General features: G+C 33.1%; 10 protein-coding genes and 5 pseudogenes. 5 read left to right on the forward strand and 10 right to left on the reverse strand.

The genetic code is table 11. The annotated features are described in order from the left end of the window. Positions 1-94 precede the first annotated feature (94 nt). The 9 genes and pseudogenes from HZ311_RS15615 to HZ311_RS15655 form a co-directional block, all read right to left on the reverse strand. Positions 95-547, reverse strand: a complete 453-nt coding sequence (locus HZ311_RS15615; RefSeq protein WP_178946922.1) for a transcriptional regulator — start codon at positions 545-547, stop codon at positions 95-97. 220 nt (positions 548-767) lie between these two features. After that, the gene (locus tag HZ311_RS15620) at positions 768-2,270 is read right to left on the reverse strand and encodes a relaxase/mobilization nuclease domain-containing protein (protein WP_178946923.1); all 1,503 of its coding nucleotides are present in this window, start codon (positions 2,268-2,270) and stop codon (positions 768-770) included. A 1-nt stretch (position 2,271) separates the two neighbouring features. Further along, positions 2,272-2,658 (reverse strand): plasmid mobilization protein, encoded by a 387-nt coding sequence (locus tag HZ311_RS15625; protein WP_086335715.1) that lies wholly within the window; start codon positions 2,656-2,658, stop codon positions 2,272-2,274. A 237-nt stretch (positions 2,659-2,895) separates the two neighbouring features. Continuing rightward, positions 2,896-3,177 carry a hypothetical protein gene (locus HZ311_RS15630; RefSeq protein WP_023520661.1) on the reverse strand — a complete coding sequence of 94 codons (282 nt, stop codon included), beginning with the start codon at positions 3,175-3,177 and terminating at the stop codon, positions 2,896-2,898. Beyond that, positions 3,161-4,777: a hypothetical protein gene (locus tag HZ311_RS15635; RefSeq protein ID WP_232092517.1), complete on the reverse strand. Its 1,617-nt coding sequence runs from the start codon at positions 4,775-4,777 to the stop codon at positions 3,161-3,163. Before HZ311_RS15635 ends, HZ311_RS15630 begins: the two co-directional genes overlap by 17 nt. Positions 4,778-4,847: 70 nt before the next feature. Next, entirely contained in the window at positions 4,848-4,997 is a 150-nt protein-coding gene (locus tag HZ311_RS15640; protein WP_178946924.1) for a hypothetical protein, read from the reverse strand. A gap of 8 nt (positions 4,998-5,005) precedes the next feature. Beyond that, entirely contained in the window at positions 5,006-5,851 is an 846-nt protein-coding gene (locus HZ311_RS15645) for a replication initiator protein A (protein WP_178946925.1), read from the reverse strand. Between the two features lie 140 nt (positions 5,852-5,991). Next, positions 5,992-6,279: a type III secretion system protein PrgN gene (locus HZ311_RS15650; protein WP_169059064.1), complete on the reverse strand. Its 288-nt coding sequence runs from the start codon at positions 6,277-6,279 to the stop codon at positions 5,992-5,994. Between the two features lie 156 nt (positions 6,280-6,435). Next, positions 6,436-7,928: pseudogene (locus HZ311_RS15655) on the reverse strand (primase C-terminal domain-containing protein). Between the two features lie 1,705 nt (positions 7,929-9,633). On the opposite strand from HZ311_RS15655, the gene HZ311_RS15660 reads away from it, so the two are divergent. The 5 genes and pseudogenes from HZ311_RS15660 (at position 9,634) to HZ311_RS15675 (ending at position 12,963) form a co-directional block, all read left to right on the forward strand. Beyond that, positions 9,634-10,554 carry a ParA family protein gene (locus HZ311_RS15660; RefSeq protein WP_178946929.1) on the forward strand — a complete coding sequence of 307 codons (921 nt, stop codon included), beginning with the start codon at positions 9,634-9,636 and terminating at the stop codon, positions 10,552-10,554. A 12-nt stretch (positions 10,555-10,566) separates the two neighbouring features. Continuing rightward, complete coding sequence (locus HZ311_RS15665; RefSeq protein ID WP_178946927.1) at positions 10,567-11,181, forward strand: hypothetical protein; 615 nt, start codon at positions 10,567-10,569, stop codon at positions 11,179-11,181. Between the two features lie 222 nt (positions 11,182-11,403). Next, positions 11,404-11,802 (forward strand): annotated as a pseudogene (gene tnpA / locus HZ311_RS15670) (IS200/IS605 family transposase); the annotation flags it as partial. A gap of 14 nt (positions 11,803-11,816) precedes the next feature. Then, positions 11,817-11,928: pseudogene (locus HZ311_RS16105) on the forward strand (helix-turn-helix domain-containing protein); the annotation flags it as partial. A gap of 134 nt (positions 11,929-12,062) precedes the next feature. Next, a pseudogene (locus tag HZ311_RS15675) lies at positions 12,063-12,963 on the forward strand (RNA-guided endonuclease TnpB family protein). A gap of 416 nt (positions 12,964-13,379) precedes the next feature. Here the strand turns inward: HZ311_RS15675 and xerS are convergent. After that, positions 13,380-14,464, reverse strand: a pseudogene (gene xerS / locus HZ311_RS15680) (tyrosine recombinase XerS). Between the last annotated feature and the right edge of the window lie 149 nt (positions 14,465-14,613).

A 14,613-nucleotide genomic window follows, 5' to 3' on the forward strand; every position in this document is an offset into this window, starting at 1 on the left:
TTCAAGCTTGTAAGATAAGAATAATAAAAGAGCGGGTGAAAGAAGGGCATTCAAAAGTCTCAGAAATGTTTAGATTTTTGTTTCTGCTTTAGGACTACCCTCGCTTTTGATCCAGTAATTGGATTGCAGATGTAAACTGAATGAGCGATTTTTTTGAGTCAATCAAAATAATATTCTTCTGATAATGAACTCGCTCGCTGACTAATGATATTGATAAGCCATAAAAATATCGAAGTAAAAATATTTTCCTTCTTCGGTCAGTAATTTCAGGCTTATAAGGGTGATTGATTGAGAGATACCCTTTTATAAATAGTCTGTGTAAATACTCAAACTCTTTATACATTGGATCATTAATTACTTCTGGTGAAACATTTTCTCTGTGTATCATCGAATATGTTTCTTGAATCCTCGGAGTAGCTGGAATCCCAACTTTTTCTCGTAAATTTTTATACTCTGATAGAAATATACTGAATTTTTCTTTGGTGGTTTCCCATTCTATATCCACATCCCTGGGCAATTGATATTTGGCCACATCAAAAAGTTCCATTCGTCCCTCCATAATACAAAAAGCATTACCTCTCAAAAATGAGTAGGCAATGCTTTTATGTCATCATTATTTTTATTATCAGTTGTACCATGATTTTTTCTTCACAGCTCTGGCTCATTGTCTTTTTCCGTTGATCGAAGTTCAGATTTCACTCGAAAAGTAGAAAGATCTTGGGCCACATTGCGCTCTTCAATCGGTTGACAGTAAAGTTTTTTCGTGTCTATTTATCAAGATCAACCGAATCGTATACTGCCTTTTCTGTCAAAATACCCAAGGCGGCATCGTAAGTTTTTAATTGTTTCTCAAGCAACTTTACTTGTTTTTCCAGTTCTTTTTTCTCTCCATGTAAGGATTTTACTTTTTCTATTTGTTCAAGATTGGAGGGATCATACTTTAGTTTTTCATTCGCTCGAAATAACTTGTCGTCCAAAGTTGCTCTTGCTGCTTGCACAATTTCATAATTATCATAAAAGTCCTTCCCTAAAACATGTGGTAGTTGATCGCTGCTTACTTGACTAGTTGACAAAATATTTAAAGCTGTAACCATTTCTCGGACATTTTGAATAGCAGAATTTTTTCGTTTTGGAAACAGTCCGCTTTCTCCAGAAAGATAATTTGCTAAAGAGGCTCCCTTTACAAATTTATTTTTTTGTCCTTTTTCATCACTCCAAAAATAAAAAATATCTTTATAATTAAAATGCGCCTCGTAACGTCCGTCTTCCAATTTCTCTAACATGTAATCAGGAACTTTGACCACACCTGTTTCATACCGGCCATAGGCAATCTCCACATAGATCCCTGTCATCGTGTCTCTTTGTATTTGCCAGGGTTCAATGACAAAGGTTAGATCGGGGAAAGATTCTTTTTCTGCTTTTTGTTCGACATATTTTTTTGCAATATCCCTTGCATTGAAAACCGCTTCCGGTTTATTTTTACTTACCCGCTCGATAATATTTTCTTCATTGTAGATTCGTTGTTTTTTATTTATCGTATAATCACGAGCTGGACGTTGTTGTGGCAGATCCAATAATTTGTAGTTGATCACTTTCCCATATTCTTCTGAATTATGATTAGGATCAACATCAATATTTAGAAGCCTTGCCTTCACTAAAAAATCATCCCAGCTTGTACTATGGGTAAGCAAAAAATTTAACCGTTCTTTTAATTCAACTCGATACGCATTCTTTCTTCGATATTCTTGATACTTTTTATGTGAGTTTCTTTTAGGCGTATCGAGGATCATTGCGCCGTGATAGTCCGCTACCTTATCGGAGTAATTTCTTAAATGAGCCGCTGTTCCTCGTTGCCAGCGGAACTTCGTTAAATCGACACTTGAGGTTGTATTAAAAATAATATGGTTATGCAAATGTTCTTTATCTACATGGGTCGCAATGACAAATTCATAATTTTCACCTAAGAACTCGAGCGCAGTTTGTCTCCCAATTTCATGAACTTCTTCAGGTGTGAGATTGTCTTCAGGATCGAACGATTGAACAATATGTCTTGCAATTACTTCCTCAGTCTTTTTTTTATTCATTTTTCCACGGACTCTTTGAGCCAATGTTCTTGTTAAGTTCATTTCAAAAAAAGCATTGTTCACGGCGTTAACTTTATGACCACTCGTTAAAGTTTGGTTTTTTGTTTTTTCTGGATCTAGAATGTATCTTATCGCTTCTTTTAGATATCTTTCTTGCTTAATCGTGAGCGTTTTAGTCGTTGGCACTTCACTCCCTCCTCGTTAGCTTCTGAATTTCTTGTAGCAAAATGTCTTGTGAACGTACATAGTTATTTTGCATTTTCGCGAACTCTGAAACGAGATATTGGATATCTTCTTTTTCTACCAGATCGGTCTGATTTAATTTATGGGCAATCTGGTTGATATTATTGCCAATCATATTCAACTCAGAAACATATTGCCCCGTTTCACCTAAAGCTTCCTTCAAATCTGTAAAATCTATATTGATTACCCATCCGTTAAGGGCCATTAGACGAATATAATTAGTCATTGTTCCTATTCTCGCTAAGTTCATATTTTTCTTAATTCGCTGCTTTTCTTCTTCAGTAACATATACTTTTACTATTTCATTACGGAACAAGTTTTTTTTATCCATTTGAATCTCTCCTACGATAATCACTTAATGCTTCGCAAGGCTATGCCTTGCCCACTCCCGAACCAAAATCTTCCGCCCCTCCTGGGCGGAGTTTCGACAGTGGCAAGCATAGCGAGGTGGTCCCACCTCACGAAAAACCAAAAAATAAGGGAATCACGAAAATCTAGGATTTACGAGTTTCCTCTTTTTTGGTTTTAAACTTGGGGCATGCCCCAAACCCCATTTTCTTTCATTACATCAATGACCTTTTCCGAATTCTTCGAGATCTGAAATGAGCTTTCTGAATGATTGTTCAGATTCGTTTTTTAGTATTTCCTCTAACAAAGCAAGGCTAGAAATGTGAAGAGCGATTGATTCTTTCTCCACTTTTTCTAAGTTTCGTCTTTCTGATTGTAGCTGACCAATCACTGCTTTCACTGGTGGCAGAATAAGTTCTTGAGATTCGTCTCGTTCAAATCGCTGACAAACTTTCCAAAGATAATACTGACACAAAGGTCGCTTTTTAATCAGTTTTATCATCTTCGCTACTTTCTGAATTACCTTTTAATTTTTCTAAAGTATCCGCTAAATTATACTCTTCCTCAGATCGTTCTTCTTTTTTATTCGCCTTGTCTGTTGCGACATTTTCCATTGCTCGACTTTGGAGCTCTCGCGCACGTCTGATTTCTTCTTCCAATGTTGGTCGAACCAGCTCTGTTTCCTTTTCATACATATGCGCAGCAATCTTTTGTAAAAAATTATCGCTTCGAACAATCAAGTCAGTAAATAATTGTTGCAATTTCACTTTTCCGTTATTCATCGATCGTAACTGAGTTAACAAACTCAAATTAAGAGGCAAAGGTTTAAAACAAAAAACAGTCATCACAATAGAGGCGATACTTTCATTTTCAAATCGAATAATCTCTTCTGACGATTGTTTCTCTTTTTCTAAAAGGCAAACAATCAAATCAGCAAGTGTTTGTTCTTCTCCCTGATTCGCTTTTATTCGAATGGTATGATCTTCAAGGACTGATTCTTCTCTTTCTTCAAAAACAATTGTACGATTCGCAATCTTTTCTAAGATAGCGAAAACTTCTTTCGGACTCGTTTCTATTTTTTTAGTTTCTTCTTTTCCTTGCGTTTCCGTTTTTTCAAAATATGGAACGATTGGGGCATGAGTGATTTGTGTAAGCAGCGTTTGTTTTTCTTTCAGGATCTCCCCAGTTTCACTATTCACTTTTTGTTGGTTTCCTCCAAATAGAAAGACAGGTTCCGCATTATTCTTCAACGTCCTATTTTCTCGAATCCAATCATGGACTTCTTTTGATTCAACTGCTTCTGCACGTTGATAAAGCAGCAACAACTGATTCATTAACGATAAGTTTTTTGTCTTAGGTATACTTTTAAAAAAGCGTTGATAGTTTTTTTCATCTAACCAGTCACTTAAGTGATCGATAACATAGGCACAGATACTATTTGAATCTCCTTCATCTAACAACTTTTGTAAATGAGCATCAATAATAAAATCTTCTTCCACTTGTTCAGCTAATTTATTTTCTAACAGTCCGAGCAACATATCCTGCGTTTCTTTTCGATAATACTTTTGATCATTTCGATAAAAGTATGCCAAAAACATCTGACGTGCTTTCTCAATTTCATTCCCTTCAGCTTTTCCTATGCTATCTTTTGTCTTCAACCATACTTGTTGGACAAAAGCTTGCAAGAGCTTTTCAAGATCATAAGCATCCAATTTTGTTTCAGGCAGTAATGCTTCTGCCTTTACGTATTCCTTCCAAAATGAAGCGGGTAGTTCTTCAAACAGGGCAAGGCACATCGAATAAAAATCAATGGTTATCGGAACGATTGGTAAATCTTGTTTGTCAATAATTTTTGCTTTTAGATTGAATAAATAAGAAACAGCGAATAACTCTTCTTCTGAAAGAGACGTTTGTGTAAAAAACGCCTCATCAATTATTTCATATGGTACGCCTAACGCCTCTGCCGCATATTGAAATAATAAAACAAATGCACTATTCCGTTTTTCTACTCCGTGTCCCGTTAGATAAGCGAAAATGTCATGAGCATGTAAAGCAATGTCTAAAGCTGACAATTCATTCTTGAGTTTTAAATTTCTGGCCAACTTTTTTCTTTTTGCTGTATTCGCTTCTCATAATTGTCAGGAAACAATGTTGGCATTCTTTTTTACTCCTTTATCCCACTTCAAGTTCTGTCTCTTTAACGGAAACTGATTTGTTTTTTTCTTCGACAGCTACTTCCATTGATCGAATCAATTCTGATTTTTGTGTCTGCGTTAAATCTTTAATCGTATCTTTTTCTTTCTCACTCGCTTTAAGTCCCAACTGATTGCTTAAATCTTTTTAGTTGCGATCGGATATTCAATAAACCAGTTCTTAACATAGACAAAAATAAGGTTGTGAATATTATCAACTTTTTCTGTTTTTTGCTTTTGATATGCTTTTAGGATTGTTTTATATAATTCATTAGCTGCGTCGATTCCGTAATTCCCTATATCTTCAAAAATAACTACCGTACTAGTTTCCTTTTCTGCTTTGGCTTTTGCATTGTGAATTGCTTTAACTGTTTTTTGAGCTTCAACAAAATTTGAAGAAAATATTTTTATTAAATGCAATACTTTTTCAGGAACGAATGTAGCAATACTATTGTCTTTCATGATTGATTCAAAGTTATCTAGCAATAATTGATCTTGTAGCTGGTCTTTTTCTGTGGCTATATTGTGTCTATTAGTGTCTAAAGAATTATTAGAAGAATAGAATAGATTGTCTGCGATTTCCGCAAATACGGTGGCTTGATTTTGTTCCTCTTCAACAATTTGAAATACGTCTTCAGTTGTTACTTGCGGTTTTCCTAAATACAAGAGATTAGGAGTACTTTTTATATGTCCATTCTCTTCATGAATTCTACCTTTTTTCTGCTTTAGAAGACCGACTTCTTCCAATTCTCTTTTTATTTTAGAAACTTTTCCTTCACGACATCTTAAAAACCTCATAAGCTCAGATACTGTAAAAATAAAATAGATATTATCCTCTTCATCCACCCAATTATTTTTTACAGAATAATCAAAACGATTTTTGAGAAGCATATATGCAATTTTTGAATCATTTGTGAGTTTGAAGTATTTTTCCCAATATATTTCTTTTAGCTTATAATAAACTCTGACATTTGATACCTCCACATACTTGGATCATTTTTGTATTTTTAAGAAATATAAAAGTAACTATACAAGTTATTAACCTAATTTATAAATGATACATAGCAAGAAAAGAAAAAAGAGAAAAGAGATTTTCCTCCTTTTTCTACAAAATCAATCAAAAATTAATCGATATTTTCCTTTTTCTTTTTTGGATTTAATCCTTTTAAAAACTTATCCTCCAAGGCTAATAGTTCATCATAAACACTCCCCATAGACTGCCCTGATGATAAACTTAAACAGTACAAAAAATCGCAAGGTAACGTTGCTACAGAACGATTTCGGGTCACCCAACTTGCCACAGTAGACTGTCTATAATCATGAATCTCACAAAATTGTTCTACAGTCATCCCTAAGACACCGATAATAAAAACATTGATAGGATAAGGATAAACATAAGTATTGACACTCATAGTCAGTAAGTCCTCCGTTAAGATCTATTATTGCGTATGCAATAATAATAGCCCTCTTCTTAGAACAAAGCAAGTAACGGACAACTAGAAACCTCCAAGCAGAAAAAGAACAGTATCAAAGATATATTGTAAAAGGCAATTTGCACCTTTTATTTTTTACCCTGTGTCTAATTCAAAAAGATTCACTTCTTTAAGGGGGGGAAGGTAGCTGATACTTGTTTAAATGTCTCTTCTACCAAGCTCCCGTTTAATTCAAATACCTCTGTGATCCTTGTTGAATAAGCTAATCTGTTTGCTTTTCTTAATTGAATGACCTTCAGGAACAACATTTTGACTGAAGCAATGATCATTCCGCCATTTCTTCCTCGTGTTACCTTGTAGAAAACCTTATTCTCCTCCCTTAACTCGGTTAAGATCTTATCAAGTGTGCGCTTGGGCATCGTGAGTTCTGAAGCCAACTCTTTTTTAGACATATTTAAATAAGGCTCACTAGCATGACTTTTTTCGCTTAGATAAGCCAATAGATCTTCTTTCCATTCTTTTTTATGACTATATTTTCTTTGTTCTCTTGGCTTTTTAAATTTCCACCAACCACGACGTTGAATAAACAAATCTTTCTCTTGCAGTCCTGCAGAGATCCATTGCTGGCACAGCTCTAAAACAAAATCACGTTGTGCTGCCTGGTAAATTCCAGAATAAGAGCTCATAACGATTTTTCTTACTTCCCCTTCAGTCAAAGGTTCATTTAGTCGCTCATTAAACTCGAACATGTTGTATTCACATGTTTCAAGCGCATATCCCGAAGAGAAATAAGCAAGAGCCAATGTGAAAATCACATTGTTTCGACCTAAACGGCCCTCTCCACCGATAATATCTGCTTTACGTAATAATAGATCGAACCAGGGTTCATCCACTTGTCGATACTCTTTTTTCTCAGGGAAAACAACAATTTTAGCTTCTCGTTCCGATTCAGTTTTTTGACTAGAAGCTGTTTTCATTGACCAATTCAACCATTCAGAAAATGCGTATTGATAAGCTTCCTCGTAAAAAACTATATTTTTTTTGTTTGGAAAACGGGCAATTCCAAAGTGATTACAGCCCACATCGATTCCAGGTAATTGCTTTGCTAATTGTTTACGAATCGTTGTAGAAATACGTTTTGCAACTTCAACTACCTTGAAGTTGCTCTTTTTCGTTACGTAAGCTGGGCTACTCAATGAAAAATACACTTGGTAACCATGATCAGATTCTAAAATCAATGTTGGCATATAACCAATTTGATCTAAACAAGCAAGGACGATCTCCCCTTCGTGATTAACTTTTGTATCGATATCGACAACAAAGGTATTGATTTGGCTTAAATTGTTTTCAGAATGTCCTTTAACGACTGATCGATTCTCGTCAGCATACGTTCCATATCGATACACATTAGGAGTCCAATGTGTAAGCTTGCTTTCGTTTTCAAGAATCGCTTCTTCAGATGTGATCACCATTCCACGTCCAGCATTCATCAACTGTTTCGTACGGTACGCAAAGATAGCACCATTCCTACTAGTATTTTCATACTGAATAGGCTTAATGGTACTATTTCGATATTTATATGTTCGAATACCACTTTTCAAAAGCGTTGTATATAAATTAATCAACATCAACTTTACGTCCTTCCCACAAATTAAAAGAGAACACATCGAATATCTGCCGAAACAGATATACTATGTGTTCTCTCATTAATGTTGATTAATATACTCTTAAAAAGCACATCAAATAAACGTTTTTATGTTGAGTTGCTCGCCTTTTTTTGTTAGAATAGAGGCAATCGGAATTGATTTCCGAGTCCTTTTTAATATAAGTAGTTGGTAGCTACTTACATATTCTTGAGACGAGCGTGAACACATGAAGTATGGTCATGTGATTCAGAAATAATAGATTTTGGTAGAATCTTTTATTTCCGTCTCTTTTTTTATGTAATTTTCTAATATATCGTACCTCATAAATCTTAAATCTGTAAATAACAAGTTTAATGGAAAAACAGTTGCTATAAGAAAGAATGCCTAAATATCAACCTTTTCGTAACCTGAATAAGTGGGTTCTAGATGAGGGATATGATTTTCCGTTAATAGAACATAACTATTGGAACATATTTTAATTTTAAAAAAAGGATCTTTCTAGAACACTAAATATATACCTGCTTAAACTCATTATTCTTCTTATACAAAAATCTTTTTTTGTGTTCCCTCAATGACTTAGAAAATCATGTTTTCTTTAAACTACATGCCACAATAAGCTTATATATATTGCTAAAAATGATGGAATAATTTGTTAGGATTATCAGTTCAAATAGATTATTTAAAAGCATCTAGGTGATAACTAGCTACTTACACAATCATGAGACGAGCGTGAACACATAGTTGCTGTATGTGATTCAGAAGAATAAGTAAGGTCCAACTCACTTATTCTCCCTTCCCTTTTTTCTGCTTTAGGTTTCATAAGTAAGAATATCTGATAACCACTTTTAGTTCAAGTACTAAATCTACTAAAATATATTACATACTACCTTAAGTAGTGATAAACTATTATTATATACTACCTTTATCAAGAATTATATACTACCTTAAATTTAAATACTTATAATTATATACTACTTTAATTAAACATTATCTACTACCTATTAATCTTAATTTTAATATTATGTACTACTTTTATTAATATTTGTCTACTACCTTTATTATTAATATATTTAAGGTAGTAGACAAATAGATGTTTATAGTAGTACATGATATACTTTTTTTAAAAAAACAAGTTTAATTACTAGAATTTCAGTTTATAAATTATCTACTACCTTATTGCGATTAAATACTACTTTAAATATTATGATTCTCTCATTATATACTACCTAAAATATTTATATTACTTACTACCTTTATAATCTATTATTCACTACCTTAATACTATATATGTACTACCCTATGCATTTGTTACATACTACCTTAATTTTTTGTATTTTGTATTAAATACTACCTAAACTACAAATTACTTACTACCATATTAGCCTTTATACCTTCTTTAATTACTACCCACCTATGTGTTTCAAAAAAAGTTTACATTCGTTTCGATCTAAATGACTTATGTACATAATAGCTTAAGTAAAAGCAGTACTCTCAAAAAATATTTTTATGCTCATCGAAGTATGGTAGTAAATAATTATAGAATTTAAAGTAGTACATATTTATATTTTTAAAAATATCATTATATCGGCATCTTCGTAGGTAGTAGTTAATTAAATTTTTTGTAGCACTATTTATGGTAGTATGTTAATATTATTAAAAAGGTAGTAGATAATGCAAGGAGTGATATATCTTGTCAAAGAAATTCGTCATAGGTAATTTCAAAGGTGGAGTAGGGAAGAGTACATGTGCGCAAATGTTAGGGTTCGAAGCAGCTGTTGCAAAAAATCAAAAAACTTTAATCGTCGATCTAGATATGCAAGGAAATACTTCTGACGTAATGAGTTTAACCCATATGAACTTTTCTGAAGAAGAGGGTGGGGGAGACGGAGAGCCTCTTGATTACGAAAATACAATAACCGATGTACTAATTGGAAAAAAACCTATCGATTTAAGTCTTGAATTGGATGGGGAAGTCGACTGGAATAAGATAGTAGATAATGATACTCGAGTTAATCCTAAAGATGCTGTATATAAGGTAGTAGATAATTTATATATCTTACCCGCAGATATGAGTTTTGAACTTTACGACGATTGGATCAAAGATCAGTTCTCGGATTCCGCTGATAAGCTTGTTTATATGCAAAAAAGATTAGGACCGTTACTTGATGAGTTTGACGTTGTATACCTGGACGTACCACCATCAATTTCTATTTATAGTAAGTCTGCGATGTATATAGCTGATTTTGCGATTGTTGTTCTTCAGACTCAGGTTAAATCGATGAGAAATGCCATGCAGTATTTAGAATATATGGATTTCTTCGTTGACGGGTTTGATACGTCTCTAAAAGTTGCAGGGGTGATTCCTTTTATGTTAGAGAGTGGAGACGCTGTCGATCAAGAAATGTATGCACAAGCACAACAAATATATGGCGATCATTTGTTGAAGAATGTTGTATTAAAGAATGCACGCTTAAAGCGATATGACGGATCTGGAATTACGATGGAATTAACTAAAGCAGGAAAACTAAAACAGTGGGATAGACGCTGTCATCATCTGTTTATCAATATATATGACGAGTTGCTTGAACATGAAGCCTGGTATGAGTAGGAGGTCACTTAAATGGCTGATATAAAAGATCTAGGTATTTTCAAAAATAATAAGGGGCTAGATAAAATTAGAGCAGGTACCTCAACTAAAAAAAATAAAAAAAAAATAAAATCTGAAACTCAATCTAAAGATACAGAGAAAAATATAGAAGTAGTAGAAACCAATCATACCAAGGAATCTATTCAAAAATCTCAGATAACCCCTACTAAAAGTACGGAAAAGAAAGCTATTCAATCTAAGAAAAAATCCGATGCATCAAAGAAGGTAAAAGGGGTAGGGGCTCCAGTAAGAAAATTCGATCGTTCTTTTTCTGCACAAATGCCTTTAAAACTATCGCCTATTTTAAACGCAACCTCTAGAGTCATGGTTGAAAAATATGAAACTAACTTAACTAGAGACGAGTTATTGAGAAAAGCTCTTGATGAATACATCAAACAACATCTAACTCAAGAAGATAAACAAGACCTTTTTAATAATGTTATGAGAGAAGTAGAAATGTTCAGAAAGAAAAAACCTACTATTCCTGAAACTGATATAGATGGTACTGTGATTCGAACAGTTGATGAAATCGAGGCAGAAACTAATACAATTATACGTAACAACTGGGGAATGAATTATAAACACTAAAAAGATACTACCATAATTTATAAATTATGGTAGTATCTTTTTATTTAAAATAATAGTAGTACATAATACAGTTCCAAATGCTCAGTATACCTCTTTCTTTTTATGAACTAGCTTTAGCTAGGTTAAACAACTGACAAATATAAACTAAATAACAGAGAAATGTCTTGCAATAATTGATTTTGTAGAGAGACATATATTAAAATAATTGCGAGGTGTTTTTGTATGTCAGAAATTCATTATGGACGTGGTTATGTCTATTCTATTCAATATCATCTTGTTTGGTGTGTAAAATATCGACATGATGTTTTGTATGGTCAGGTAGATATTGATGTCAAACAGTTTTTGAAACAAATTGCTGATGATAATAATATAAAAATTATGGAAATAGAATCAGATAAAAACCATATTCATTTACTCATTGAATGCACCCCACAACACTATATTCCTAGTATTGTTAAAGCATTTAAAGGCGTATCCGCTAGACTGCTGTTTAAAAAACATCCTGAACTTAAACAACTCCTTTGGGGTGAACATCTTTGGAATCCATGCTACTTTGTAGCTACTGTTAGCGAAAATACAGAAGAACAAATTAGAAAATATATACAAAATCAGAAAAAGAAAAGAGGTGAATCCGTATGCTACAACATAGGGCTTATAAATTTAGAATCTATCCTAATCAAGAACAAGAAATATTAATGACTAAAACTATTGGCTGTTCAAGATTTGTCTATAATTATTTTTTGAATTTGTGGAATCATGAATATACGACTATTGGAAAAGGATTATCTTATAATTCTTGTTCTGCCATGCTTCCACAAATGAAAAGAAATGCAGAGACAATTTGGTTAAAAGAAGTTGACAGCATTGCGATTTAATCCTCATTGAAAAATCTTTATGATGCTTTTTCTTGCTTCTTTAAAAAACAAAATAAACGACCACAATTTAAAAGTAAAAAACATCCTATACAAAGTTATACAACTAAAAATACGAATAATAGTATCGTAATTAGAAATAATTTCGTAAAACTACCTAAGTTAGGACTTGTTAAATTTGCGAAAAGTCAAGAGCCCAAAGGGCGAATATTAAATGCTACGATTCGAAAAAATTCGAGTGGTAAATTTTTTGTTTCTATCCTGTGTGAAGAAGAAATATTTGAGTTTCCTAAATCTAATTTCGCTATTAGAATTGATCTTGGTATAACTGATTTTGCAATCCTTTCTGATGGTGAAAAGATTGATAACAATAAATTTACGTCAAAAATGGCAAAAAAACTCAAACGTGAACAACGTAAGTTATCAAGACGTGCAATTATTAGTTAAAAAGAAAGGTATCAATCTCTTTGAAGCCAAGAACTACCAAAAACAAAAACGAAAAGTAGCACGACTACATGAAAAAGTAATGAATCAACGCAATGACTTTTTAAATAAGTTGAGCACAGAGATTATCAAAAACCACGATATTATCTGTATCGAAAACTTAAATACAAAAGGTATGTTGCGTAATCATAAACTAGCAAAAAGTATTTCGGATGTTTCATGGTGTAGTTTTGTGACTAAGTTACAATACAAAGCTGACTGGTACGGTCGGAAAATCATCAAAGTAGATAAATGGTTTCCATCTAGTCAAATCTGTTCAAATTGTGGACACAAAGACGGCAAGAAATCTCTAGAAATTCGAGAATGGACTTGTCCTGTTTGTCATGCTCGTCATGACCGAGATATCAATGCTAGTATCAATATTCTGACCGAAGGTCTAAGATTACATTCCATGGGATTAGCTTAAATCCAATCATTAAAAACCGTAGGAACTACGGGGATAGCTTGGTAAATAAGAGAAACCGCTGTGAGTAAAGAAATACGCTTGCAAGTATGCTCTATTCCCAAGAATCTCGTGACTTTAGTCATGAGAGGTTCAAAGCTAACACAAACAACTATTGTAACCTATAGATAATTTTAGATTGAATCAATAGACGATAGTAAGTTGTCTATATTATATACTACTATAAATTATTAGTTCGGGTAGTAACTTCTCACACGGATAATAATAGTAGTATATAATATATTCTTCCTAAGCAATTTTACATAAAATAACTTAATAGTAATATAGTAGTAACATAATAAATTACTATTATATTACTACTATAAATACTTTTATTTGAATATCCGCTTCAATACTATTTTGATAGTTAATTCGATTACTTATAAAGCATTCAACGCATCAATTGTGGCAGCATTATCAATATGCGTATACAAAGTCGTGGTAGTAGTATTAGTATGCCCTAATTGCTGAGCTGTAAGAACTAGTGAATTAGTTTGTTTATATAACCTTGTGGCTAACGTATGGCGTAGCTTATGAGGACTAACTTGTACTTTGAATCCCTTTGAATATTTCGCTACCATGCGCTCAATTGCTATGCCTGTCATTCTTTTGGAATCACCTTTATAAATAGTCAAGAACATGACTTTCTCACTGTCAGTAGCCTTATAACGGCTGCTACGAATTTCTAGATAGTTTGCTAAATACCCCATAGCAAAAGCCGCAATATTTACAGCATCTCTTTTATTGCCTTTTCTTGTCACTATCACTTTATTTTTATCTAAAGACAGATCATCAATATTAATATTCACTACTTCAGATAATCGTAATCCAGATCCTAAGATTAAGGCATTAATAGCAAGATCTCGTTCAACATCCCTCAAATAATAGGAGAGAGCCTTAGCACTCAAAGAATTTTTGTATTCAAACTCAATGTAGTCTAAATAGTTTTGAGTATCTTCGTCTAAAAATAATTTTTTCTCGATTGCATTTGCTCGAGCAGCAAGTGTCGTTCTATCGGCTATCGTCGCAACCTGTTCCATAGGATTAGTCTCTAGATACGGTACGCCATTTGGATTATTTGAGCTAGAGGAGAGATACTTGAACAATACCTTTAACGCAGTTATATTGCGATTGATTGTTGCAACAGATAACCCTAAATTATTGCTATCTTGCAAATGATATTTAGTAGTTTCTTTCTTTACATTTTCTTTTGAACGTCTTTTCAGATGAGATTTATATAAATTTAATTCATAAGGAGTTATTTTTTTTAACGACTGAATAGAAGTATCCGAAATAATAGATTCTCCAATTAACCATTGAAAAAATAACTTATAATTTTTCATATATTCCAGAGTAGTGTGGGGGACTGATCTTGATCTTCACGAGCCTGAACAAAATCTTTCATATAATCTGGCATTTGAACTAATAATTCATCAATTTTTTTATAAGCATCTTTATATTTCATTAAAATCAACCTTTCTTTACAAATAGGGGAGAGCCCCCCCCCTTACAATCGGACTATACCAATTTATTAGTCATGCGTCAACAAATAAGGGGCCTTTTTTTAATAAACGGAGAGAGAGAATATATATTATATAGAAAGATACATCTTTC

It is taken from the genome of Enterococcus mundtii (assembly GCF_013394305.1).
Classification (GTDB): Bacteria; Bacillota; Bacilli; order Lactobacillales; family Enterococcaceae; genus Enterococcus_B; species Enterococcus_B pernyi.